The sequence below is a fragment of the Pseudoclavibacter chungangensis genome (assembly GCF_013410545.1).
In the GTDB taxonomy this organism is placed as follows: domain Bacteria; phylum Actinomycetota; class Actinomycetes; order Actinomycetales; family Microbacteriaceae; genus Pseudoclavibacter; species Pseudoclavibacter chungangensis.
Map to the genome: position 1 here is coordinate 347,867 of NZ_JACCFV010000001.1, position 23,867 is coordinate 371,733.

Here is a 23,867-nt window from a genome sequence, read left to right on the forward strand (position 1 = left end):
AGAGAGACCGAGGAAATCATCATGGCGACCATCGCAGAGTCCACCGAGCAGCCGCAGAGCTACTCGACCGAAACCCCCGTGTCGGAGGCCCCCGAGGCCACGCCGCGCAACCTTTCCGTCCCCGGTGCGGCCGTCGGCCGTCGCAAGCAGGCCATCGCCCGCGTGCGTCTCGTCCCGGGCACCGGTTCGATCACGATCAACGGTCGTGACATCACGGACTACTTCCCCAACAAGCTGCACCAGCAGCTCATCAACGATCCGTTCACGCTCCTCGAGCTCGCGGGCAGCTACGACGTGATCGCCCGCATCCAGGGCGGTGGCCCCTCCGGCCAGGCCGGTGCACTGCGTCTCGGCATCGCTCGGGCGCTCAACGAGATCGACCGCGAGAACAACCGACCTGAGCTCAAGAAGGCCGGCTTCCTCTCGCGCGACGCTCGCGTCAAGGAGCGCAAGAAGGCCGGTCTCAAGAAGGCCCGCAAGGCGCCCCAGTACTCGAAGCGCTAAGCGGACGGTACGACGTGGCCCGGCTCTTCGGAACGGACGGTGTACGCGGTCTCGCCAACGACCACCTCACGGTGGAACTGTCGGTGGGACTCGCGCAGGCAGCCGCCATCGTGCTCGCGCGTGAGACGCGCGAGCACGGGCGGCGTCCCCGGGCGGTGGTCGCCAGGGATCCCCGGATCTCGGGCGAGTTCCTCGCCGCCGCCGTTTCGGCCGGGCTCGCGTCGTCGGGCGTCGACGTCCTCGACGCCGGGGTCATCCCGACCCCTGCCGCGGCGTTCCTGACGGCCGACATCGGCGCCGACTTCGGCGTCATGATCTCGGCGTCGCACAACGCGGCCCCCGACAACGGGATCAAGTTCTTCGCCCGCGGCGGGCGCAAACTGCCGGACGAACTCGAAGACGAGATCGAACTCCTCCTCGCCTCGCCGAAGCTCGCGCCCACGGGCGCCGGCGTCGGCCGCATCTCCCGCTTCGCGGACGCCGAGGACCGCTACGCGCTGCACCTGCTGCGGACGATCCCGACGAAGCCCGACGGCACACCCGCACTCGGTGGCCTGCGCGTCGTGCTCGATTGCGCGAACGGTGCCGCCGCCGGCGTCTCGCCGCAGGTGTTCACCGACGCCGGCGCCGAGGTGACCGTCATCGGCAACGAGCCCGACGGCCTCAACATCAACGACGGTGTCGGATCGACGCACCTGGGCCGACTCCGCGAGACGGTCGTCGCGCTCGGCGCCGACATCGGCATCGCGCACGACGGCGACGCGGATCGCTGTCTCGCCGTCGACGCCGACGGGAACGTCGTCGACGGCGACCAGATCATGGCGATCATCGCGATCTCCATGCAGCAGCGCGGTCTGCTCCGCGAGAACACGCTCGTCGCGACGGTCATGTCGAACCTCGGCCTCAAGATCGCGATGCGCGATGCCGGCATCACGATGCACGAGACGAAGGTCGGCGACCGCTACGTGCTCGCGGAACTCAATGCGCGCGGCCTCGCCCTCGGCGGTGAGCAGTCCGGTCACGTCATCCTCACCGACTACGCGACGACGGGTGACGGCATCCTCACGGGCCTCCACCTCGCATCCGTCATGAGCGACACGGGCAAGACGCTGCGCGAGCTCGCCGACGTCATGCGCGTCTACCCGCAGGTGCTCATCAACGTCCGCGGCGTCCGCAAGGACGACTGCGCCGACGACGAGCACGTGCAGGCCGCCGTCCGGCGCGTCGTCGACACGCTCGGCGACACGGGGCGTGTGCTGCTGCGGCCGAGCGGCACCGAGCCCCTCGTGCGCGTCATGGTCGAGGCCGCCGACCACGATTCGGCCCAGCGCTATGCCGAGGAGCTCGCGGACGTCGTCCGCGAGAGCCTCGCGCTCTGACACACCGCGCGGATCCGGCTCAGCCGTACCGTTCGCGATAGCGGCGCCTCGCTGCGGGGTGCAGCGCGATCGGTGGCGTGTCGACGAGGTTCGACGCCGTGAGGAACTGGACGCCGAGCGACTCCGTCGGGACGAGGCGGTCGGCGTCGTCGATGAGCACGTCGACGAGGGCCGTCGCGTGGTCGTCCGGGAAGTCCGCCCGCGCGAGCAGGTAGTTCGAGATGCCGATCGACGGGATCGCCGCGGGCGTCCCGTACGCGCCGGGCGGGACGGACGCCGCGACGTAGGCGCCCGGATGCGCGTCGCGGAGGGCGGGGAGCGCGGCCGTGAGGTCGACGAGCGACACGGGCGATTCCGTCCGCACCTCCGTCACCGCGGGCAGGGGCAGGCCGCCCGACCACACGAAGGCGTCCAGCTCGCCCGACACGAGTGCCGTCACGGCGTCGTCGAGCTTGAGTTTCTCGACCTGCACCGGGTCGGGCCCCTCGGTCAACCCGAGCGCGTCGAACACGCGACCCGCCGTGAGCGCGGCGCCGGAGCGCGGGGCCCCCACCGAGACGCGACGGCCGCGAAGATCGTCGACACCGCGGACGTGGCCGTCGGCGAGGGTGAAGCACTGCAGGTAGTTCTGGTACACGCGACCGATCGCGACCTTCTCGCGCGCGTCGTCCGCCGCCGCGTCGGCGAGCACGATCGCGAGCTCCGCATCGCCCGAGCGCAACAGCTCGAGGTTCTCGACGCTGCCCTCCGTCTCGAGCACCGTGAGCCCACCCGGGCGGCGGTCCGAGAACGCGGCGTCGAGGAGTTCCCCGAACTGCAGGTACGTGCCACCGCGTTCGCCGCACGCCATGCGGATCCCGTCCTCGCCCACGCGGGGCGCGCAGCCCGCGAGCTGGAGCGCCGCGAGCACGGCGGCGCCCTGCAGCAGAGTCCGGCGCGTGACGCTCACGTGATCCGCTCGAATCGCACACGGACCCGGAGGCCACCGGCGACCGCGCGGTCGTAGGTGACGTCGCCACCGTTCGCGCGCGCGAGCTGGCCGACGATCGCGAGGCCGAGCCCCGTGCCGGGACGCGAGCGGTGTTCCGGGGCCCGCCAGAATCGGGTACCGAGGTGTGCGAGGTCCTCCGGACCGAGCCCCGGCCCGTCGTCGGCGATCTCCAGGACGGCGTGCGGGCCCTCCGCGCGCACATCGAGCGTGACACGGGCGCCCTCGCCCGCGTACTCCCTCGCGTTGTCGAGCAGGATCTCGACGATCTCCTCGAGATCGCTCCGACGGCACGCGAGCGAGATCGGTGCGTGGGCCCGCGCGTCGGCGGTCGTGTCCGACTCGACGGGGCCGGCGATGTCATCGATGTCCGCGTCCTGTCGGGGGAGGTCGGCGCGTGTCGGATCGCTCGGCGCGACACGCAACTCGATGCCGCCGGCGGCGAGCCGTCGCACCGAGGCGCCGACGAGGTCGGCCGCCGAGGTCGTGTGCTCGTGCGAGGCCCCCTCCGCGAATCCCGCGCCCTTCGCACTCGCCTCCGCCGTGGCGCGGTGCTCCGCGTTCGCGAGCACGAGCATGCGGTCGACGACGTGCTCGAGCCGGTCCACGTCGTGGGCGATCGCGTCGAAGCCGTCGTCCGCGACCTGGCCCGCGTCGAAGCGCAACCGGATCGCCGCGAGCGGATTCCGGAGCTGGTGCGATGCCTCCGCGACGAAGCCGCGCTGCTGCTCGAGCGCCTCCTCCACGGCCCTCGACATGCGGGCGAACGACGCGGACAGCCGCCGCAGCTCCCGTGGGCCCGTCGGCGGGTGCAATCGCGGATTGCGCTGTTCGGCGAGCGCGTTCGCGGCAGCGTCGAGCGCCCGGACCGGCCGCAGGACCCAGTTCGTCCACGCGAGCGAGGCGGCGAGCAGGACGGCGAGCAGCAGCACGCCGACGAGCCCGACGAGCACCCAGCGCTGGGTGACGTCCGCTCGCGCCGTCGACAGGTCGACCGCGAGCACGACCGCGCCGAGCGCACCGCTCGAGCCCGTCGCGAACGGTTCGGCCACGAGCTGCTGCTCGCCGCTCCACGGGTAGACGGTCGGGAGCGTGCGGGGCGGCACCGAACGCGTCGCGGCCATCACGAGCGACCGCGTCGCGTCGTCGAGGGCGATGTCACCGACCTCGGCGACGACCTCGCCGCCGTCGTCGACGACGAGGATCGACTCCCCGTAGGTGTCGTGGAACCGGCCGAGGTAGTCGACGAGCGCCGCCGACTCGCCACTCGCGAGCGCCGCCTCGGCGCGACTCGCGATCTGGTCCATCGAGATGGACCTCGCGAGCGTGAGCTGCTGCGTCCGGGTGACCGCGATGCCCTCCCCGATGGGGACGAGGATCGACACGACCGCGAGCAGCCCGAACACGAGCAGGGGGAGCAGCACCTGCGCTCTCACGCGCCGGTCTCCAAGCGGTAGCCGTACCCCCGGATCGTGGTGATCGACAGGTCCGGCAACTTGTGCCGGAGCGCCGCGAGGTGCACGTCGAACGATCGGGACCGCGCCGCGTAGGCATCGCCCCACACGCGGTCCAGCAGCTCCTGTTTGCTCACGGCCCGGCCGGAGCGGCGGGCGAGCGCCGCGAGCAGATCGAACTCGGTCGGCGTGAGCGCGATCTCGTCGTCGCCGGCCGTGACGCGGCGCGCGGGCAGATCGATGCGCACGGGCCCGAGTGCCACGTGCTCGACCTCGGTGACCGTGCCGCGACGCCGCGCGACCGCATCGATCCGCGCGAGCAGCTCGTGCATGCGGACCGGCTTCACGAGGTAGTCGTCGGCCCCGAGACCGAGCGCGCGCACGGTCGAACGTTCGTCGCCGCGGGCGGTGACGACGATGACCGGGACTTCGCTCACGAGGCGCAATCGACGGAGCACCTCGAGGCCGTCGAGGTCCTCGAGGCCGAGATCGAGCAGCAGCACGTCGATGTCGTGGTGCCGCAGGAGCACGTCACCGCCGCGCGACACGCGCACGACGGCGTGCGTGGCACGCTCGAGCACGGTCGCGAGGGCTGCCGAGACCGACGCGTCATCCTCGGCGACGAGCACACGCATGGGGCTCATCCTACGCGGGACCGTCCCACGGCCCCGGGCGGGTCGGGGCACCGCCGTCGGTGCTCCGGCGTCGACGCACCGTTAAGGAAGCGTAAGGATGCGCGCGGCCCCGGGCCGGCGGCCGGGACACTGGTCCCAATGCACCGGGTCGGGCGTGCGACGACGCCCCCGACCCACGGGACGATCGAGAGGAACGTCGATGACGACGACAACCCAGCAACCGGGCAGCCTGCGCCGCTCGGTCTCCAACACGCTCAAGGGCTCGGCGGGCAACCTCGTCGAGTGGTACGACGTCTACGTCTACTCCGTGTTCGCCTCCTACTTCGAGTTCCAGTTCTTCAGCGAGGAGGACGAGAACTCGACCATCTACGTGTGGGCCATCTTCGCCGTCACGTTCCTCATGCGCCCGATCGGCGCGTGGTTCTTCGGCCGCTTCGCCGACCGGCACGGGCGCCGGCTCGCCCTCACCATCTCGGTCTCGATCATGGCCGGCTGTTCGTTCCTCATCGCCGTCACGCCCTCGGCCGAGGTGCTCGGCATCGGTGCGGCCGTCATCCTCATCGGCTGCCGGCTGCTGCAGGGCTTCGCGACGGGCGGCGAGTACGGCACGAGCGCGACCTACATGTCCGAGGCCGCGATCCCCGGTCGCCGAGGCTTCCTCTCCTCGTTCCACTACGTCACGCTCGTCGGCGGTCACGTCCTCGCGCAACTGACGCTGCTCGTCATGGTGCTCACCCTGTCCGACGACCAGATCTCCGAGTGGGGCTGGCGCGTCGGCTTCGGCATCGGCGGCGTTGCGGCGCTCGTCGTGTTCTGGCTGCGGCGCACGATGGACGAGTCGCTCACCGAGTCCGCCCTCGAGGCCGTCAAGGAGGGCAAGTCGAGCGAGTCGGGATCCATGCGGGACCTGCTCGTCAACAACTGGCGCCCCCTGCTGCTGTGCTTCCTCGTCACGATGGGTGGCACCGTCGCGTTCTACACGTACTCGGTGTCGGGCCCGGCGATCGTCAAGAGCTCGTTCGCGGGCGACGACGTCGTCGCGGGCACGATCATCAACCTGATCGCACTCACGGTCCTCATGCTCCTGCAGCCCGTCGGCGGCTGGTTGTCCGACATCGTGGGCCGCAAGACGCTGCTCGTGTTCTTCGGCATCGGCGGCGTCGCCTACACGTGGTTCATCATCACGTTCCTGCCGCAGCAGACGAACGCCCTGTCGGCGTTCGCGATCCTCGTCGGGGGTTTCGTGATCCTCACGGGCTACACGTCGATCAACGCGGTCGTGAAGGCCGAGCTGTTCCCCACCCACGTCCGCGCCCTCGGTGTCGGCTTCGGCTACGCCCTCGCGAACTCCCTCTTCGGCGGGACGGCGCCGCTCCTCTACACGGCGGCGAAGGGAACCGAGCAGGTGCCCCTGTTCATCGTCTACGTGACGATCGCGATCGCCGCGTCGCTCGTCGTGTACATCTTCTTCCTCAACAACAGGGGACGGAACTGGCTCGACGACGAGAGGGCGATGCGCGAGCGCGGCAAGGGCGACGCGGTCGGAGCGGAACCCGTCGGGAGTCGCTGACCCCGACCGAGGGCGGTCATCCACGGGTGGCCGCCCTCGGTGACCGGATCGTGAGGTTCAGGGGTGCACTCCCCCTTTTGTGCGGGCGCATCCGTCGATAGGGTGAACCGCACAATGACGCCCATCGGGCGCGGCGAGCGCACCTCCCGACGACGGAAACGACGCCGAACCGGCGCACGCCGCCACCTACCGCAGCTCCACGTGGAACCACGCCGAGCGAGCGCCGCGAAACAGGAGAGGATCACGCATGACCGCAGCGACATCTGACGCAGCCCCCGCGACGAAGGGGGGCCTCAGGGTCGGCGTTCAGAAGTTCGGCACGTTCCTCTCGGGGATGGTCATGCCGAACATCCCCGCGTTCATCGCGTGGGGGCTCATCACCGCCCTGTTCATCGAGACCGGCTGGATCGCCCTCATCGCCGGCGGTGCCGAGCACCTCCCCGACTGGGTCGGCCTCATCGGTGGCTTCGGGCAGAGCATCGTGGACGGTGAGCTGACCGACAACCCGGGGCTCGTCAGTCCGATGATCACGTACATGCTGCCGCTCCTCATCGCCTACCAGGGCGGCAAGATGGTCTACGACACGCGTGGCGGCGTCGTCGGCGTCATCGCCACGATGGGCGTCGTCGCCGGTGCGGGCATCCCGATGTTCATCGGCGCGATGATCATGGGGCCGCTCGCCGCCTACCTCATGAAGCAGCTCGACAAGCTCTGGGACGGCAAGGTCAGGGCCGGCTTCGAGATGCTCGTCAACAATTTCTCGGCCGGCATCTTCGGCATGATCATGGCGCTCGTCGGGTTCTTCGCGATCGCCCCGGTCGTGAAGGGGCTCACGACCGTGCTCGGGAACGGCGTCGAGTGGCTCGTCGCACACCAGCTCCTGCCGGTCGTGTCGATCCTCGTCGAGCCGGCGAAGGTCCTGTTCCTCAACAACGCGATCAACCACGGCGTGTTCACGCCCATCGGCACCGACCAGGCGGAGCAGACCGGTCGCTCGATCCTGTTCCTCATCGAGTCGAACCCCGGCCCCGGTCTCGGCATCCTCCTCGCGTTCGCGATCTTCGGCATCGGCATGGCCCGTGCCTCGGCACCCGGTGCCGTCGTGATCCACTTCTTCGGCGGCATCCACGAGATCTACTTCCCGTACGTGCTCGCGAAGCCCGTGCTCATTGTCGCCGCCATCGCCGGTGGCGCGACGGGCGTCCTCACGAACATGCTCTTCGGTACCGGGCTCGTGGCACCCGCGTCGCCCGGTTCGATCATCTCGATCATGGTCATGGCCGCGCCCGGGACGCACCTCGGGATCCTGCTGTCGGTCCTGCTCGCCGCAGCCGTGTCGTTCGCGGTGTCGGCCGTCTTCCTCCTCGCCTCGCGCAAGCGCGACCTCGCCGCGGGCGACGCGGGCGACCTCTCGGCCGCGATCGCGAAGACCGAGGCGAACAAGGGCAAGTCCTCGGCCGCGCTCTCGAGCCTCGGTGCCGGTCGGACCGGCGACACCGCGACGGCGCTCCGGACGCGTGAGATCCACAAGGTCGTGTTCGCGTGCGACGCGGGCATGGGCTCGAGCGCCATGGGCGCGAGCGTCCTGCGGAACAAGTTCAAGAAGGCCGGCCTCGGCGACATCTCGGTCACGAACGTCGCCGTCGCGAACCTCGACACGACGCCCGACCTCGTCGTCACGCACGAGGACCTCACGGACCGCGCCAAGCTCAAGACGCCCGACGCGATCCACGTCTCGGTGAAGGACTTCATGTCCTCCCCGCGGTACGACGAGGTCGTCGAGCTCGTCCGCGAGCAGCGGGCCGACGAGGACGCGACGGCGACCGCCGAGCCCGTCGGCGCATCGGCACCCGCCGCGGCGGGCACGACTGCGACGGCCGGCGAGACCGATGCCGCCGAGCAGGCGGACGGTGGCGAGCGGATCCTCACGCTCCAGCAGATCCGCGCCCACGGCTCGGCGACGAACCAGGACGAAGCGATCCAGGAGGCGGCCGACATCCTCATCGAGCGCGGTGCCGTGACGCCCGCCTACGCGAAGGCCATGCGTGAGCGCGAAGCGAGCATCTCGACCTACATGGGCAACTTCCTCGCGATCCCGCATGGAACGAACGAGGCCAAGGGCGAGATCCTGAGCTCAGCCCTGAGCTTCGTCCGCTACGACGAGCCCATCGACTGGGAGGGCGACCAGGTCCGCTTCGTCGTCGGCGTCGCGGGCAAGGAGGGCGGCCACCTCGACATCCTGCAGAAGATCGCGATCCTGTTCAGCGACGAGTCGAAGGTGCAGACGCTCCTCGACGCCACCGACGAGCAGGCCCTCTACGAACTGCTGGGGAGCGTGAACGAATGAGCACCGCCGTCCATTTCGGTGCGGGGAACATCGGCCGCGGCTTCATCGGACTCGTCCTGCACGAGGCCGGGTACGACGTCGTCTTCGTCGACGTGAACGCGGAGCTCATCCGTGAACTCCAGTCGGTCGACTCGTACGAGGTCCGTGAGGTCGGCGCACATCCGCGGACGCACGTCGTGGATCGCTTCCGAGCCGTGGACTCGAGGGAGGACGAGGCCGAGGCGATCGCCGCGGTCGCGGCGGCCGACATCGTCACGTGTGCGGTCGGTCCGAACGTGCTCAAATTCATCGCGCCCGTCATCCGCGAGGGCCTGCGGGCGCGACCGGACGATGCCGCGCCACTCGTGGTCATGGCGTGCGAGAACGCGATCGGTGCGACCGACACGCTCGCGGGGTTCGTGCTCGAGGGCGCGGGGGAGCTGGCGTCCCGGGCCGTGTTCGCGAACACCGCCGTCGATCGCATCATCCCCGCCGTCGACGTGCAGGGCGTCGACGTCGTCGTGGAGGACTTCTTCGAGTGGTCGATCGATCGTCGTCCGTTCCACGGACACGAGCCGGTGATCCCCGCCGCGCACTTCGTCGACGACCTCGGTCCGTACATCGAACGGAAGCTCTTCACGGTCAACACGGGACACGCGACGGCGGCCTATCACGGCTATCGTGCGGGCGAACCGTCGATCGCCGCCGCGCTCGCGAATCCCGCCGTGCGCGCGGAGGTCGAGGCGGCGCTCGGCGAGACGAGCGCACTGCTCGTCGAGAAGTACGGCTTCGACGCCGCCGAGCACGCCGCCTACGTGGCGCGTGCGCTCGAGCGCTTCGAGAATCCGGATCTGCCCGACACGCCGGTCCGGATCGGACGCCAGCCGCTGCGCAAGCTCAGCCGTCACGAGCGCTTCATCGGCCCCGCTGCCGAGGCGGCCGAGCGCGGGCTCGCGACGGACGCGCTCACGCGGGCCGTCGGCGCCGCACTCGCGTTCGACGCACCGGAGGACCCGGAGGCCGTCGAGCTGCAGGGCCTGCTCTCGAGCCTCGACGCCGCCGAACTCACGACGAAGGTGACGGGGCTCACACCCGAGCACCCGCTCACCGAGCGCGTCGAGGAGGTCGTGCGTGCGGCGCAGGCCGCGCGTCCCGCGAGCGACGAGGACTGATCGTCGCGAGCGGACGACGCGGCGCCCGGTGCACTCGCACCGGGCGCCGCGTCGTTCACCGGGCGTCGGCGAGATGTCGGACGAGCTGCGCCGTCGTCGAGTCGTCGAGTTCGACGATGTCGGGGCGTGACTTCAGGAAGTCGGAGAACGAGCGGAACCCGAGCGAGCGTTCGCTGAACGACGGGTCCATGCGCTTCATCTGCTGCTTCACGGCGGAGGAGTGGAGCCAATCGGCGTCCTCCTTCTCGTGCCGGATGCGCAGCGCGCGATCGAGGAGCGAGGTCGCCTCGTCCTGCGGATCGACGCCGCGCTCGGCGGGCGTCGCCTCGTCCTCCGGGGCGTCCGGAGCGGGTTCGGTCCGTGCCTCGTCGTGCGTGGGCTTTGCCGTCCCGGTGCGCGTCGTGCTGCCCCGCGGGGTGACGATGCCGGGCAGGTCGTCGTACGTGACGAGCTCGTCGCACGCGGCCGCGAGCATGCGCGAGGTCGACCCCGCGACGCCGATCGCGACGACGTAGCGACCGAGCCGCTTCGCGCGCTGCGCGAGCGCGATGTAGTCGGAGTCGCCCGCGACGAGCACGAGGTGGGTCAGGTCGGGGAGGCGGAACATGTCCTCGATCGCATCGACCGCGAGCCGGATGTCGGCGCCGTTCTTGCCGTAGGCCGCTGCGGGGAACAACTGCACGAGGTCCACGGCCCGCGACACGAGTTGCGCGCGGTAGTCGCCGTTGACGGGCACCGACCAGTCGGCGTAGGCGCGACTGAAGACGAGCGTGCCGTAGGAGGACGCGAAGTCGATGACGGCGCCGACGTCGATCGTCGCGGCCTCGAGGCGCTTCCGGAACTCGCCCGACGGGTCCTCCCGTGGGTTCCGCGGGCGGTCGCGCATGTACGAGCCGCGACCGTTGACCTGGTCGTAGCGCGAGATGACGATGTTGTCGAAGTCGAGATAGACGCCCACGCGGGCGTCGGAGCTGTCGGACATGTTTCGCCTCCGGTCGGGGAACCTCCATTGTGCCGTGCCGACGCGTCACGCCCGGCGGGCCACTCCGCACACGCGCCCGCGCCCGCACACGCGCCCGGGCCCGCACCCGCGCCCGGGCCCGCACCCGCGCACCTCCGGTCTCTCGAAAAAGCCGGGTTGTTGCTACCGGGCCGCGGACCCGGTAGCAACAACCCGGCTTCTTCGGGGGCGGTACGGGCGCTGATGAACCTGCTCCGTGGGTTCGCGTCCCGAGAGTCGTTGGGTGGCTGCGGGTTGCCGTCCTGCTCGCGCCGTTCGCGCCGTTCGCCGCACCGCTCGCGCCGTCCTCGGCACGGCGGGTCAGATCTTGCGCAGCAGCACCTCGCCGACCGAGTGGTCGTGGTCCTTCTTCAAGACGAGCCGCGCGCGACTTCGCGTCGGGCGGACGTTCTCGAGCAGGTTCGGGCCGTTGATCGTGTTCCAGATCTCGCGTGCCCGCGTTCGCGCCTCCGCCTCCGACATGTCCGCGTATCGCCGGAAATAGCTGCGCGGATTCGTGAACGCACCCTTCTGCAGTCGAAGGAAGCGCTCCTCGTACCAGCGCTCGATGTCGCTCGTCCGGGCATCGACGAAGATCGAGAAGTCGAACATGTCGCTCACGGCGAGCGAACGGCCGCGCGGCGGCTGGAGGACGTTGAGGCCCTCGACGATGAGGATGTCCGGCGCGTTCACGACGATCTCCGCATCGGGAACGATGTCGTAGCTGAGGTGCGAATAGAACGGCGCGCGCACCTCGGGCATGCCGGATTTCACGTTCGTGATGAAGCGCAGGAGCGCACGCTGGTCGTACGACTCGGGGAAGCCCTTGCGCTGCATGAGACCGCGCCGCTCGAGTTCGCGGTTCGGCAGCAGGAACCCGTCGGTCGTGACGAGCTCGACGCGCGGCGTGTCCTCCCAGCGGCGCAGCAGCTCGCGCAGGAGGCGCGACACGGTGGACTTGCCGACCGCGACGGACCCCGCGACCCCGATCACGAACGGCGTCGTCGCGGCGCGTTCGCCGAGAAAGCCACTCGTCGCGCGGTGCAGCGAGCGGGCGTTCGACGCGTAGAGGTTGAGCAGTCGACTGAGCGGAACGTACACCTGCCGCACCTCGTCGAGGTCGAGCGGGTCACCGAGGCCGCGCAACCGGACGACGTCGCTCTCGTCGAGCGTCATCGGCGTCGTCGGCGCGAGGGCGGCCCAATCGGATCGACCGATCTCCACGAAGGGGGTCGCGCCGCTCGTGGAGGTGCCGGGACCGGAGACGGACATGGGGATCGAGTCTAGCCCGCGTGAGCCGCGCGCCCCTTCGGCACGCACCCTGCGACCCGCCCGGTGGGTCGAAGCGCCCACCTGCACGTACACTCGGACCCATGTGTGGAATCGTTGGATACGTGGGTCAGCGTCCGTGCCAGGACATCCTCATCGGCGGGCTCCGTCGGCTCGAGTACCGGGGGTACGACTCGGCCGGCATCGCGGTGATCGACGCCGAGGGTGAACTGCACGCGCGCAAGCGTGCCGGCAAGCTCGCCGTCCTGACGGACGATCTCGAGCGACACCCCATGGCCGACGGGACGACCGGCATCGGTCACACCCGTTGGGCGACGCACGGCGGCCCGACGGACGCGAACGCGCACCCGCACCTCGCCGACGGCGGCCGCCTCGCGGTCATCCACAACGGCATCATCGAGAACTTCGCGCCGCTCAAGGCGGAGCTCGAGGCCGAGGGCGTCGAGTTCCTCTCCGAGACCGACACCGAGGTCGCGGCGCAGCTCATCGGCCGCGCGTACGACCGCGTCGGCAACCTCGAGGCCGCGTTCCGCGAGGTCGTCAACCGTCTCGACGGTGCGTTCACGCTGCTCGCGGTGCACGCGAACGAGCCGGGCGTGGTGGTCGGCGCGCGCCTCAACTCGCCCCTCGTGATCGGCCTCGGTGAGGGCGAGAACTTCCTCGGTTCGGACGTCGCGGCGTTCGTCGAGCACACGCGCCACGCGATCGCCGTCGGCCAGGCGCAGATCGTCGTCGTGCGTCCCGACGCCGTCGACATCACGACCTTCGCGGGCGAGCCCGCCGAGGGCGAGTCGTTCGAGGTGTCGTGGGACGCGTCGGCCGCCGAGAAGGGCGGCTGGCCGTCGTTCATGGCGAAGGAGATCGACGAGGACCCGGAGGCCGTCGCGAACACGCTCCGCGGCCGCATCGACGGGGACCACGTCGTCCTGCCCGACCTCGACGCGCTCGGCGACGACTACTTCCGCGGCATCGACCGCATCATCATCGTCGCGTGCGGCACCGCCGCCTACTCGGCGCAGGTCGGCGTCTACGCGATCGAGGAGTGGGCGCGCATCCCGTCCGTCGTCGAGCTCGCGCACGAGTTCCGTTACCGCAATCCCGTCCTGAACGAGCGCACGCTCGTCATCTCGATGAGCCAGTCGGGCGAGACGATGGACACGCTCATGGCGGTCCGCTACGCCCGTGAGAACGGGGCGAAGACGATCTCGATCTGCAACACGCAGGGGGCGACGATCCCGCGCGAGTCCGACGCGGTCGTCTACACGCACGCGGGCCCCGAGGTCGCGGTCGCGTCGACCAAGGCGTTCCTCGCGCAGATCACGGCCCTCTACCTGTTCGGCCTCTACGCGGGCCAGGTGCGCGGCACGCTCGCGCCCGCCGAGGAGGCCCGCCTCCTGCTCGAGTTCCAGACCGTGCCCGACAAGGTCCGCAAGGTCCTCGACATCCGCCCCCGCATGCACGAGCTCGCGACGTGGATGGCCGACACGCGCTCGGTGCTCTATCTCGGGCGCAACGTGGGCTTCCCCATCGCGCTCGAGGGCGCGCTCAAGCTCAAGGAGATCGCGTACATCCACGCGGAGGGCTTCGCGGCGGGTGAGCTCAAGCACGGACCGATCGCCCTCATCGAGCCGGGCCAGCCCGTGTTCGTGATCGTGCCGAGCCCGCGCCACGACGAGACGCTGCACCCGAAGATCGTCTCGAACATTCAGGAGATCCGTGCGCGCGGGGCCCGCGTGCTCGCGATCTGCGAGACGGGTGACGCGGCCGTGCTGCCGTACGCCGACGAGGTGTTCGCGGTCGAGCCGACCGATCGCTTCTTCGAGCCGCTGCTCGCGGTCGTGCCGCTGCAGGTGTTCGCGATCGAGCTCGCGACCGCGAAGGGGCTCGACGTCGACCAGCCGCGCAACCTCGCGAAGTCCGTCACGGTCGAGTAGCCGGTGGCGAAGGGCGCTTGATCGTCGGCATCGGGATCGACACGGTCGATCTGACGCGGTTCGCACGTTCCGTGGAACGTGCGCCGCGGCTCCTCGACCGGCTGTTCACCGATGCCGAACGAGCACTGCCCCGGGCATCGCTCGCGGCGCGGTTCGCCGCACGCGAGGCGGCGGTCAAGGCGCTCGGTGGCTTGCACGGGCTGCAGTTGCGGGACCTCGCGGTCGCGCGCGAGCACCTCGGTCCGCCGACGTTCGAGCTCGACGCGCATGCGCGGGCGGTCCTCGCGTCCCTCGGTGTCGCGCGGCTGCACCTGTCCATCACCCACGACGCCAACCTCGCGACGGCATTCGTCGTCGCCGAGGGTGGCACGAACTGAACCGAGCCCGAGGAGAACCGTGTCGTACCCGCGCATCGAGGTCGATCTCGACGCCTTCCGCCACAACGTGCGCACGTTGCGCGAGGCGATGGGCGGGCCGGTGCTCGCGGTCGTCAAGGCGAACGCCTACGGTCACGGGGCGGTCGAGGTGGCACGTGCCGCGCTCGAGGCGGGGGCCGACATGCTCGGCGTGGTCGACCTCGCGGAGGCACTCGCGCTGCGCGAGGCGGGCATCGAGGCGCCCGTCCTCGCGTGGATGCTCGGTGCGGACACGACGTGGCAGGAAGCGTTCGACGCGGAGATCGAGCTCGGCGTCTCGTCGCTCGTGCAGCTCGACGCGCTCGCGCACGACGCACTCGCATGGCGGGCGCACCGCGCACTCGACGGGGGACCCGCGCCCGTCGCGCTCGTGCACCTCAAGGTCGACACGGGGCTCGGTCGGGGCGGTGCCGTCGAAGCCGATTGGGGCGCGTACTTCGCTCGCGCGGCCGAACTCGAGCGCGACGGCCTGATCCGCGTCCGCGGCCTGCTGAGTCACCTCTCGGGGGCGTCGCCGGACGACGACCGGGCACAGGTCGCGGTGTTCGAGCGTGCCCACGCCGCGGCGCTGGCGACGGGGCTCGATCCGGCGGTCCGTCATCTGAGCGCGACGGCCGGTGGGCTGCGCATTCCCGAGGCCCGCTTCGACCTCGTGCGGCTCGGCGTCGCGATGTACGGCCTGTCACCGTTCGGTGGGGGAGATCCGGCGGGTGTCGAGCTGCGGCCCGCGCTGCGATTGCTCGCACCGGTCGTCCGGGTCGCGTCCGACGACGGAACGCGCGGGTGGGCCGTCGAGGTCGGCGCCGCACACGGGCTGCCGCCGGTCGGTGAGGGGGACCTCGAGCTGGCGGACGCCGACGGCGGCCGTTGGCGGGTCGTGCGCGTCGAGACGGTCCGCACGATCGTCGAGCCGATCGTGCCGCCGCCGAGCATCGAGGTCCTCGCGGACCGCGTGGGCGCGGCGGGCGACGAGGGTCGAGCGGACGACGCTGTCGTCCGGGACCTCGTCGTCATCGGCGATCCCGGCCGGGGCGAGCCCGGCGCGGACGCGTGGGCCGCCGCCGCGTCGACGATCAACTACGAGATCGTCGCGCGCCTGCACGCCGACCTGCCGCGCAGCTACGCGGCGCGCCGAGCGGACACCGCGGCGCGGCACGCGCAGGCCCCCGCGCCGCGCACACTCGCGGGGGGACGAGGCACCGCACCGCGCACCGCGCCCGCCCGATCGCTCGAGGTCGACGTGACGGCCTTCGAGCGTGCGCTCGACGGTTCACCCGTCGACGTCTCCGCCGATGCGTACGGTCTCGGCGTCGCGAGGATCCTTCCCGCGCTGCACGCGGCCGGAGCGGTGCCCGTCGTCCGGACGAGCGCCGACGTCGATCGCGTCGAACGCGAGACGGGGATCCGGCCGCAGCTCGACCCGTCCGCTCCTGATGCCACCCGCGACGCGTACGGGTTCGACGACGCGTCGGGGCGGTCACCGGTCGTCTCGCTCCGCTCCGAGCTCGTGCTCGTCAAGCACGTCGAGGCGGGGCAGGGGGTGTCGTACGGCTACACGTGGGTCGCGGCCGCACCCACCGTGCTGGGCCTCGTGCCCGTCGGCTACGCGGACGGACTCGTCCGCCGCGTCGGTGGACGCGCGTGGATGCTCGTCGACGGGGTCCGCCGTCCGATCGTCGGTCGTGTCGCGATGGACCAGGTCGTCGTCGACCTCGGCGACAGCGAGCCCGCGCCCGGAGCGCCGGTCGTGATCTTCGGCGACGATCCCGGAGCGCCGTCGCTGCGGGACTGGGCCGAGTGGTCGGGCGTCCGGCCCGAGGCGCTCACCGCCTCGCTCGGCCCCCGCATCCGGCGCGGCGACCGATCGGTGCGCCCGTGACCGACGGGGCGTTCGTCGTCGAGGCGCGGCTCCCGACGGCCGCCGCGACCGAGCGACTCGGCGCGTCGCTCGCGGGCCTCCTGCGGCGCGGTGACGTCGTCGTGCTCACGGGGCCGCTCGGTGCGGGGAAGACGACCCTCACGCGCGGACTCGGGGCGGCGCTCGACGTGCGCGGCGGCGTGTCGAGCCCGACGTTCGTGCTCGCGCGCACGCATCCGCCGCTCGGTGACGGTCCCGCACTCGTGCACGTCGACGCGTACCGGCTCGCGGACGCGCTCGAACTCGACGACCTCGATCTCGATCTCGACGTGTCGGTGACCGTCATCGAGTGGGGCCGCGACGTCGTCGACGTCCTCACCGACTCGTGGCTCGACATCGAACTGGAGCGGCCGCGTGCGGACGACGGGGACACGCCCCGCCCGGCCGACGGGGCCGATCCGGAGGACGACGACCACGACGTCCCCCGGGGCGTGCGCGTGACCGCGATCGGTGACCGTTGGCGGTCACCGGACACGCTCGCCGAGCTCCGCGCCGCCGTCGCGGGCGCGGGCGACGTCGACGCCCGGGACTGAGCGCTCCGGGACGAGCCGGCGCGTAGGATCGTGGGCATGCTGCTCGCGATCGACACGTCCGCCGGAACCGACGTGGCGGTCGTCTCGCCCGGCGGCCGGGTGCTCGGGACGTCGCGGGGCGACGATCGCAGGCATCACGCCGAGGCGATCGGCGACGCGATCCGCGACGCGCTCGATGCGGCGGGCCTCGGCACCCGGCACGTCACCGAGGTCGTCGCGGGGATGGGCCCCGGCCCGTTCACGGGCCTCCGCGTCGGTGTCGCCGCCGCGCGTGCGTTCGCGTTCGGGCTCGGCGTGCGCTGCGTGCCACTGCGTAGCCACGACGCGATCGCGCACGAGTGGCGTCAGCGGCACCTCGACGCGACGGGTGACCTGCTCGTCACGACCGACGCACGTCGCCGCGAGCTCGCGTGCACCGTCTACCCGTTCGGGCGCCTCGTCCCGGACGAGCCGACCGTGCTCGTCGCTCCGGACGAGGTCGCGACGAGGTTCGACGGCGTCGCGCATCGCGTCGACGCCGAGCGCGTTTCCGCCACACACCTCGCGCTCGCGTGGCTCGACCGCGTCCAGCTCGGGCAGGACGCCGACCCGGACGAGCTCGTCTACCTGCGCGCGCCCGACGCGAAGCCCGCCGCGGGCAGGAAGCGGGTGACCTCGTGAGCGACGCCCTCCACGTCCGTCCCGCCGGTCCCGACGACCTCGACGCGATCGTCGCACTCGACGAGCGCGCGTTCCCCGCGCAGCCGTGGTCGCGCGACATGTTCCTCGCCGAGCTCGAGAGCGAGCACACGCGATACCTCGTCGTGGTCGACGACGAGGGGGCGCTCCTCGGGGCGGCGGGTGTCATGTCGCCGCGCGGCGTCGGTGAAGCCGACGTCCAGACGATCGCGATCGACGAGTCGGTCCGCCGACGCGGCCTCGGTCGGCGTCTGCTCGTCGAACTCGCCACGTGGGCCGGCTCGCGCGGCGCGAATGCCCTGTTCCTCGAGGTCCGCGAGAACGCGGACGCCGCACAGGCCCTCTACCGTTCGCTCGGCTTCGAGGAGATCGGCCGGCGCCCCAACTACTACCCCCGCGAGGGCCTCGCCGCGATCGTCATGCGGGCGGACGTCGACGGCGTCTCCCGGCACGTGGCGCCCGAACACAGTGGGCGGCGCGCCCCCGTCGTGCTCGGTATCGAGACCTCGTGCGACGAGACGGGCGTCGGGATCGTGCGGGGCCGCACGCTCCTCGCGAACGCCGTCGCGTCGTCGATGGACGAGCACGTGATCTTCGGCGGCGTCGTCCCCGAGGTCGCCGCACGTGCCCACGTCGAGGCGATCGTGCCCACCCTGCGTGCCGCGCTCGACGAGGCGGGCCTGACGCTCGACGAGCTCGACGCGATCGCCGTGACCTCCGGCCCCGGCCTCGCAGGCGCCCTCATGGTCGGCGTCGGCGCCGCGAAAGGCCTCGCGGCCGCGACGGGCCTCCCGCTGTACGGCGTGAACCACCTGGTCGGGCACGTCGCGGCCGATCTCATCGGTCGTGAGGGCGACGGCGAGGAGGCCGTCGCGCTGCTCGTGTCGGGCGGCCACACGTCGCTCATCCACGTTCGCGATCTCGTCGACGACGTCGAGATGCTCGGCGAGACGATCGACGACGCCGCGGGGGAGGCGTTCGACAAGGTCGCGCGCATCCTCGGGCTGCCGTATCCGGGTGGGCCGGAGATCGACCGGGCCGCGGCCGACGGCGATCGCGACGCGATCCGGTTCCCGCGCGGCCTCACGGCACCGAAGGATCAGGCGCGTCACCGTTACGACTTCTCCTTCTCCGGGCTCAAGACCGCGGTCGCGAGGCACGTCGAAGCGCTCGAGGACGCCGGGGTTGAGGTCCCGGTCGCCGATGTCGCCGCGAGCTTCCGCGAGGCCGTCGCCGACGTGCTGACACGCAAGGCGGTGGACGCCTGCACCGAACGGGGCGTCGGCATTCTTGTGCTCGGTGGCGGGGTCGCCGCGAACGCGCGCGTCCGGGAGCTCGCGGCGGAACGTGCCGCCGCAGCGGGTATCGAGCTGCGCGTCCCGCCGCTCCGCCTCTGCACCGACAACGGCGCGATGATCGCCCAGCTCGGCGTCCTGCTCGTCGAACACGGTCGCGAGCCGTCGCCGTTCGACTTCGGGGCCGACTCGACGCTGCCCATGACGCGCCCGCAGGCGGTCGGGGTGACCGAATCCGGCCACGCCGAGGCGGGTGAGCGCGCGCGACTCTGAGCCGTCGGCCGCGTCGGCCGCGTCGGCCGCGTCGGCCGCGTCGTGTCCGTCACGACCGACACCGTCGATCGTGGCGCGCCGTGACGACGGGGAGCGGGCCGTGGTGCAGACTCGTCCCGACGTGCAGCCCCGGCGTCGTTCGGGGCGGGGAGGAGCGCACATGAGCGAATCGGGTGACGGGCGGCGCCCACCGGCGGGGGACGATCCGGATTCGCGGCCGCTCCCTCGGGTGGAACTCCCGAGCATCAATCGTGACCCCGTGGCGGATCCGAGCAATGCCGGCTACCTCGCGCACACCCCGGGCATCGGCGGGGCGCGGGACGCGGGCGCGGACGGTCGTGACGCGGTCGGCGGCGAGGCGGGGGACGAGGCGGACGTGACGGACACCGCCCCTGAAGCGACGGGCGCCGCGGGCGTGCCGGACGTCGCCGATGTGACGGATGACGGGTCGGCCGGTGACGAGGGCACGGCCGATGGTGCAGCGACGGGCGAGATCGCGGACGAGCACGACGCGCACGACGAGGGCGATGAGGACGACGTGGCCGACGAGCGCGACTCGGACCGGGGTGTGGACGCCGGGGACTCGACCGCCACCGTGCGCGGCGGGACGGCGACGCCGGAACCGAGACCCCGACGGACCGGGCTCCTCATCACGGTCGTCGTGGTCGTCGCGGCGCTCGTTGGCGCCGTGACCTGGGCGATGACGAGCGGCCTCCTCGGCTGATCGACCGCCGGCCCCGCCGGACGAGCGGCGCCGAGCCCGGCCCGGTACGATCGAGCATCGAGCGCCACGACTCCGCGGCGCCCGGCGAAGGGACGTGACGCATGTCGTATCAGGGTGGGTTCGACCAGCCCGATCCGTTCGGCGCGCCCCAGTACGGCCAACAGGGCTACGGGTACGGGCAGCCCGGCTACCCCCAACAGGGGTACGGGCAACAGGGTGCCGTGCAGGGGCCGTACGGACAGCCGCCCTACGGCGCGCCGGTGCAGGACCCGCCGCTGCCCGAGGCCTCGCCGACGCTCGGCGTCGTCTCGATGCTGCTCGGGCTCGTGAGTTTCATCCTGGCGTGGATCCCCGCGGTCGTCGTCGGCGGCCTGGTGCTCGGCATCATCTCGGTCGTGCTCGCGATCCTCGCGGTCGTGAAGCGCTCCCGTCCGCTCTTCGCGTGGACGGGACTCGCGGGCGGCGTTCTCGCCGCGATCGTCGCGACCATCGGGATCATCGTCCTGCGTTACGCGGGCTGACGCGTCCCGGCACGGGCCGGCGAGCACGCCCCGAAACGCGCGGCGACCGGACGGTCGTGGCCCCCCGGGTCGGCACGCACCCGCAATGCGACAACATACTGATGCGGGCTCCCACGGGGGACCGCTAGCCTGCAATGGCGTCCGCCCGACGCCGAGTCGCTCGGGGAACGGTGGGCGCGACGCACGAGCCGTGTCCGTCACGGTGGCGGCAGACCCCAGGGAAAGGAACCCTCAATGACCGATCAGTCCAACAACGCCTTCCCGGGCGGCAATGGACCGTCCGGCCCCGCGCAGCCGGGCCAGTCAGGACACGATGGTCAGGAGCAGGCCGGCTACGCACAGCCGTATGGACAGCCGTACGGACAGCCGACCCCGGGGCAGGGCGCCTACGGACAGTCGAGCGCCGACCAGGGGACGTCCGGGCAGTCCGCTGCGCAGCCGGGCTACGGACAGGCGTCGGGGCAGCCCTCGTACGGGCAGTCGGCGTTCGGGCAGTCGGCGGGTCAGGACGGATCGAGCGCCACGGGTCAGTCGGCCTATGGCCGGTCCACGGGTCAGGATGGTTCGAGCGGGTCCGGGCAGTCGGCGTACGGGCAGTCGGCCTACGGCCAGTCTGCCTATGGCCAGTCGGCGGGTCAGGACGGTTCGAACGGGTCCGGCCAGTCCGCGTACGGCCAGCCGGCGTACGGGCAGTCGGCGTACGGCCAGCCTGCGGGGCAGGACGGTTCGAGCGGGTCCGGTCAGCCGGCGTACGGGCAGTTGGCGTACGGCCAGCCTGCGGGGCAGGACGGAGCGAGCGGGTCGGAGCAGTCGGCTGTCGGCCAGTCCGCGTACGGGCAGCCCTCGTACGGACAATCGGCCGGTGGGGCGGACGCCGCCGCAGCTCGGTCCGCCTACGGACAGCAGGGAACCGGTGCACAGCCCGGCTACGGTCAGGATCCCACCGGGCAGCCCGCTGCCGCGACGGACGCCGGGTCGACGTACGGCCAGTCGGCGTACGGCCATTCCGCGTCGTCGGGGCAGTCCGCATACGGACAGGCTCCCTCGGCATCCCCCTCGACCGGCGAGGCCTCGAATTCCTCGTCGCCCAGCGGCTACGGCGGCTTCGGCCAGAGCGCGCCCGGATCGGAACAGTCGGCGTTCGGTCAGTCGTCGGCGACCGCCTACGGCCAGGCCGACGCCGGCACCGCGCAGCCCACGGCCGACCCCTACGGGCAGTCGTCCGGCTATGGCGAGCAGAAGTCGGACGCACAGTCCGCATACGGCCAGGACGCCGGACGATCCGGGTACGGCCAGCAGGGCGCGGGGCAGCAGGCGGACGCCTACGGCCAGCAGACCGGCCAGTCGGCGTACGGCCAGTCGGGGTACGGCCAGCAGGCCGCGCAAACCGCGTACGGCCAGCAGGCAACGCAACCCGCATACGGCCAGCAGGGTCAGCAGCCCGGCCAGCCCGCATACGGGCAGCAGCAGGGGCAGGCCGCGTACGGCCAGCAGCCCGGCCAGCCCGCGTACGGCCAGCAGCCGGGGCAGGCCGCATACGGGCAGCCCGGCTACGGCGGCGCATTCGGAGCGGCACCGGCGACGCAGGCCTCGCCCACGCTGGGGATCGTCGCGGCCGCACTCGGCGCGCTCGGACTCATCCTGCTGCTCTTCCCGTTCCCCATGTGGGGCATCATCCTCATCCTGCTCATCTCGCTCGCAGCGGTGGGCATCGCGATTCCCGCCGTCCGCAAGCCGGGCCTGTCGAAGACCCTGGGCTTCATCGGGATCGGCGCGGGAGCGGTCGCTGCACTCGTCGCGATCGTGACCGTCATCGTCATCCTCGCCGTCGGCTGACGCGAGCGGACGCGACGCGCGCACGAACGGCGCACCACCCGGGGTGGTGCGCCGTTCGCGTTCCGCCGACGCACGTGGCGTGGGGCGGACGGGCGTTCAGCCGCCGATGCGTTCCGTCAGGATCGCCTTGCGCTCGTCGCCGACGCGCGTGAGCACGAGCGTCGCGTCGCCGTCGCCGCGGAGGTCGAGCCGGGTCCGGAACTCGGCGGGGTCCACGTCGACCCCGCGCTTCTTGATCTCGAGCCGGCCGATCCCTCGCGCACGGAGCTCGCGTTTGATGTTCGGCACGTGCAGCGGCAGCACCTCGAGCACCCGGAACGACTGCGCGAACGGTGAGCGGACCTCGTCGTCCGTCGTCATCCAGGCGATGTCGGGTGCGATCATGTGCGCGTCGATGCGCCGGGCGAGGTCGCCGATGAGCCGCGAGCGGATCACCGCGGCATCCGGCTCGTGCAGGAACGCGCCGAGCGCCGCCACGGGCACGTCCTCGGCGGCCCCCGTCCCGACGAGCTCGTTCGACCCGGCGCGCCCGAGCACGAGTGCGGAGCGGCCCACGCCGGCGCGCTGCGCCCCACCCGCCCACACCGTCGCCTCGACGAGCTGCCCGTCGACCGACACCCACTGCGTCTCGGCCCGATCGGCCGGCGGGAGCAGCTCGTGGTCGATGCCGGGGGCGAGCTTCACGCCGAGGACGTGCTCGTCGGCGAGCCCGAGAATCCAGTCGACGGGCGGCGACCAGTCGTCCGGGCGGTGCAACCGTCGTGTGCGGCCCTCGGCCGACTCGCGCCTCGCCGGATCGAACCAGAGGCCGTCGAACGGCTCGAGGTCCTGATCCTCGGCTCGTCCGTGGCGCACCTCGACGTCCTCGAACATCGCGAGGTTGTGGGTCGCGACCGCCGCCGTCACCTCGTCGGCATCGACCGCGACGAGCTCGAACCCGAGCGACGCGAACGCGAGCGAGTCGGCACCGATGCCGCAGCCGAGGTCCGCGAGCGTGCGGACGCCCGCGGTGCGGAACCGGTTCGCGTGGTGCGCGGCGACCTGGAGGCGGGTGGCCTGCTGCAGGCCGTCCTCCGTGAACAGCATGCGCTCCGCGAACGGCCCGAACTTCTCCTCGGCCCGTCGCCGCAGGCGCACCTGGGTGAGCACGGCGGAGACGAGACGGGCATCGTGCCCAGCGGCGCGGAGGCGGGACACGAGGCGCACGACATCGCGCTCGTCGTCGACGGTGTCGGGGGAGCGCAGGAGCGCCATCCCCTCGGGGGTGAGCAGGGCGATGAGATCTTGACGGTCCACGCCACCACGCTACCGGCGGCCGGCCGCACGCGAGCGGTGTCCGGCCGGGGCGTGTGCCGCGTCGCGTCCGCTCTCGGCGGACGCGACGCGGTGCGTCCACGTTGCCCGCAGCGGGCGCCTCGTCA

At 71.8% G+C, this 23,867-nt stretch carries 20 protein-coding genes; 14 read left to right on the forward strand and 6 right to left on the reverse strand.

Features of this window, described 5'->3' with window-relative positions:
- Positions 1-21: 21 nt before the first annotated feature.
- Entirely contained in the window at positions 22-504 is a 483-nt protein-coding gene (gene rpsI / locus HNR16_RS01525) for a 30S ribosomal protein S9 (protein ID WP_158039257.1), read from the forward strand.
- A gap of 14 nt (positions 505-518) precedes the next feature.
- Positions 519-1,883, forward strand: a complete 1,365-nt coding sequence (gene glmM, locus HNR16_RS01530; protein WP_158039258.1) for a phosphoglucosamine mutase — start codon at positions 519-521, stop codon at positions 1,881-1,883.
- Between the two features lie 19 nt (positions 1,884-1,902).
- On the opposite strand, the gene HNR16_RS01535 is transcribed toward glmM, so the two are convergent.
- The 3 genes from HNR16_RS01535 to HNR16_RS01545 are packed head-to-tail and all read right to left on the reverse strand — an operon-like array spanning position 1,903 to position 4,960.
- Positions 1,903-2,832: a TAXI family TRAP transporter solute-binding subunit gene (locus HNR16_RS01535; protein ID WP_179558045.1), complete on the reverse strand. Its 930-nt coding sequence runs from the start codon at positions 2,830-2,832 to the stop codon at positions 1,903-1,905.
- On the reverse strand, positions 2,829-4,307 hold the full coding sequence (locus tag HNR16_RS01540; protein WP_158039260.1) for a sensor histidine kinase: 1,479 nt from the start codon (positions 4,305-4,307) through the stop codon (positions 2,829-2,831). Before HNR16_RS01540 ends, HNR16_RS01535 begins: the two co-directional genes overlap by 4 nt.
- Positions 4,304-4,960: a response regulator transcription factor gene (locus tag HNR16_RS01545; RefSeq protein WP_158039261.1), complete on the reverse strand. Its 657-nt coding sequence runs from the start codon at positions 4,958-4,960 to the stop codon at positions 4,304-4,306. Before HNR16_RS01545 ends, HNR16_RS01540 begins: the two co-directional genes overlap by 4 nt.
- Positions 4,961-5,159: 199 nt before the next feature.
- Here HNR16_RS01545 and HNR16_RS01550 point away from each other — a divergent pair, with 199 nt between their 5' ends.
- From HNR16_RS01550 to HNR16_RS01560, 3 genes are all read left to right on the forward strand, one after another.
- Positions 5,160-6,530, forward strand: coding sequence for an MFS transporter (locus HNR16_RS01550; RefSeq protein ID WP_158039262.1), 1,371 nt, complete (start codon positions 5,160-5,162; stop codon positions 6,528-6,530).
- A gap of 247 nt (positions 6,531-6,777) precedes the next feature.
- The gene (locus tag HNR16_RS01555; RefSeq protein WP_158039263.1) at positions 6,778-8,877 is read left to right on the forward strand and encodes a PTS mannitol transporter subunit IICBA; all 2,100 of its coding nucleotides are present in this window, start codon (positions 6,778-6,780) and stop codon (positions 8,875-8,877) included.
- Complete coding sequence (locus HNR16_RS01560; RefSeq protein WP_158039264.1) at positions 8,874-10,028, forward strand: mannitol-1-phosphate 5-dehydrogenase; 1,155 nt, start codon at positions 8,874-8,876, stop codon at positions 10,026-10,028. Before HNR16_RS01555 ends, HNR16_RS01560 begins: the two co-directional genes overlap by 4 nt.
- Positions 10,029-10,083: 55 nt before the next feature.
- On the opposite strand, the gene HNR16_RS01565 is transcribed toward HNR16_RS01560, so the two are convergent.
- Positions 10,084-11,010: an NYN domain-containing protein gene (locus HNR16_RS01565; protein WP_158039265.1), complete on the reverse strand. Its 927-nt coding sequence runs from the start codon at positions 11,008-11,010 to the stop codon at positions 10,084-10,086.
- Between the two features lie 339 nt (positions 11,011-11,349).
- Complete coding sequence (coaA, locus tag HNR16_RS01570; protein ID WP_158039266.1) at positions 11,350-12,300, reverse strand: type I pantothenate kinase; 951 nt, start codon at positions 12,298-12,300, stop codon at positions 11,350-11,352.
- A gap of 101 nt (positions 12,301-12,401) precedes the next feature.
- Here coaA and glmS point away from each other — a divergent pair, with 101 nt between their 5' ends.
- From glmS to HNR16_RS01615, 9 genes are all read left to right on the forward strand, one after another.
- Entirely contained in the window at positions 12,402-14,252 is a 1,851-nt protein-coding gene (glmS, locus tag HNR16_RS01575; protein ID WP_158039268.1) for a glutamine--fructose-6-phosphate transaminase (isomerizing), read from the forward strand.
- Positions 14,253-14,269: 17 nt separating this feature from the next.
- The gene (locus tag HNR16_RS01580) at positions 14,270-14,629 is read left to right on the forward strand and encodes a holo-ACP synthase (protein ID WP_158039269.1); all 360 of its coding nucleotides are present in this window, start codon (positions 14,270-14,272) and stop codon (positions 14,627-14,629) included.
- 19 nt (positions 14,630-14,648) lie between these two features.
- Entirely contained in the window at positions 14,649-16,547 is a 1,899-nt protein-coding gene (locus HNR16_RS01585; RefSeq protein ID WP_225737738.1) for an alanine racemase, read from the forward strand.
- Positions 16,544-17,119: a tRNA (adenosine(37)-N6)-threonylcarbamoyltransferase complex ATPase subunit type 1 TsaE gene (tsaE, locus tag HNR16_RS01590; RefSeq protein WP_158039270.1), complete on the forward strand. Its 576-nt coding sequence runs from the start codon at positions 16,544-16,546 to the stop codon at positions 17,117-17,119. Before HNR16_RS01585 ends, tsaE begins: the two co-directional genes overlap by 4 nt.
- A 36-nt stretch (positions 17,120-17,155) precedes the next feature.
- Positions 17,156-17,779 (forward strand): tRNA (adenosine(37)-N6)-threonylcarbamoyltransferase complex dimerization subunit type 1 TsaB, encoded by a 624-nt coding sequence (tsaB, locus tag HNR16_RS01595; RefSeq protein ID WP_158039271.1) that lies wholly within the window; start codon positions 17,156-17,158, stop codon positions 17,777-17,779.
- Positions 17,776-19,365 carry a tRNA (adenosine(37)-N6)-threonylcarbamoyltransferase complex transferase subunit TsaD gene (gene tsaD / locus HNR16_RS01600; RefSeq protein WP_158039272.1) on the forward strand — a complete coding sequence of 530 codons (1,590 nt, stop codon included), beginning with the start codon at positions 17,776-17,778 and terminating at the stop codon, positions 19,363-19,365. The genes tsaB and tsaD overlap by 4 nt, the downstream gene beginning before the upstream one ends.
- Positions 19,366-19,525: 160 nt before the next feature.
- Complete coding sequence (locus HNR16_RS01605; RefSeq protein ID WP_158039273.1) at positions 19,526-20,089, forward strand: hypothetical protein; 564 nt, start codon at positions 19,526-19,528, stop codon at positions 20,087-20,089.
- A gap of 101 nt (positions 20,090-20,190) precedes the next feature.
- Positions 20,191-20,610, forward strand: a complete 420-nt coding sequence (locus HNR16_RS01610; RefSeq protein WP_158039275.1) for a hypothetical protein — start codon at positions 20,191-20,193, stop codon at positions 20,608-20,610.
- A gap of 234 nt (positions 20,611-20,844) precedes the next feature.
- A complete protein-coding gene (locus tag HNR16_RS01615) occupies positions 20,845-22,446 on the forward strand; it encodes a hypothetical protein (protein ID WP_158039276.1) in 1,602 nt (533 codons plus the stop codon).
- 96 nt (positions 22,447-22,542) lie between these two features.
- Here the strand turns inward: HNR16_RS01615 and HNR16_RS01620 are convergent, their stop codons facing one another.
- Positions 22,543-23,742, reverse strand: coding sequence for a class I SAM-dependent methyltransferase (locus HNR16_RS01620; RefSeq protein ID WP_158039277.1), 1,200 nt, complete (start codon positions 23,740-23,742; stop codon positions 22,543-22,545).
- Positions 23,743-23,867 lie beyond the last annotated feature (125 nt).

Coding starts and splice junctions, on each gene's coding strand:
- rpsI (WP_158039257.1), top strand. CDS start 22: ATGGCGACCATCGCAGAGTCCACCGAGCAGCCGCAGAGCTACTCGACC.
- HNR16_RS01545 (WP_158039261.1), bottom strand. CDS start 4,960: ATGCGTGTGCTCGTCGCCGAGGATGACGCGTCGGTCTCGGCAGCCCTC.
- HNR16_RS01550 (WP_158039262.1), top strand. CDS start 5,160: ATGACGACGACAACCCAGCAACCGGGCAGCCTGCGCCGCTCGGTCTCC.
- HNR16_RS01555 (WP_158039263.1), top strand. CDS start 6,778: ATGACCGCAGCGACATCTGACGCAGCCCCCGCGACGAAGGGGGGCCTC.
- HNR16_RS01560 (WP_158039264.1), top strand. CDS start 8,874: ATGAGCACCGCCGTCCATTTCGGTGCGGGGAACATCGGCCGCGGCTTC.
- HNR16_RS01565 (WP_158039265.1), bottom strand. CDS start 11,010: ATGTCCGACAGCTCCGACGCCCGCGTGGGCGTCTATCTCGACTTCGAC.
- coaA (WP_158039266.1), bottom strand. CDS start 12,300: ATGTCCGTCTCCGGTCCCGGCACCTCCACGAGCGGCGCGACCCCCTTC.
- glmS (WP_158039268.1), top strand. CDS start 12,402: ATGTGTGGAATCGTTGGATACGTGGGTCAGCGTCCGTGCCAGGACATC.
- tsaB (WP_158039271.1), top strand. CDS start 17,156: ATGCTGCTCGCGATCGACACGTCCGCCGGAACCGACGTGGCGGTCGTC.
- HNR16_RS01605 (WP_158039273.1), top strand. CDS start 19,526: ATGAGCGAATCGGGTGACGGGCGGCGCCCACCGGCGGGGGACGATCCG.
- HNR16_RS01610 (WP_158039275.1), top strand. CDS start 20,191: ATGTCGTATCAGGGTGGGTTCGACCAGCCCGATCCGTTCGGCGCGCCC.
- HNR16_RS01615 (WP_158039276.1), top strand. CDS start 20,845: ATGACCGATCAGTCCAACAACGCCTTCCCGGGCGGCAATGGACCGTCC.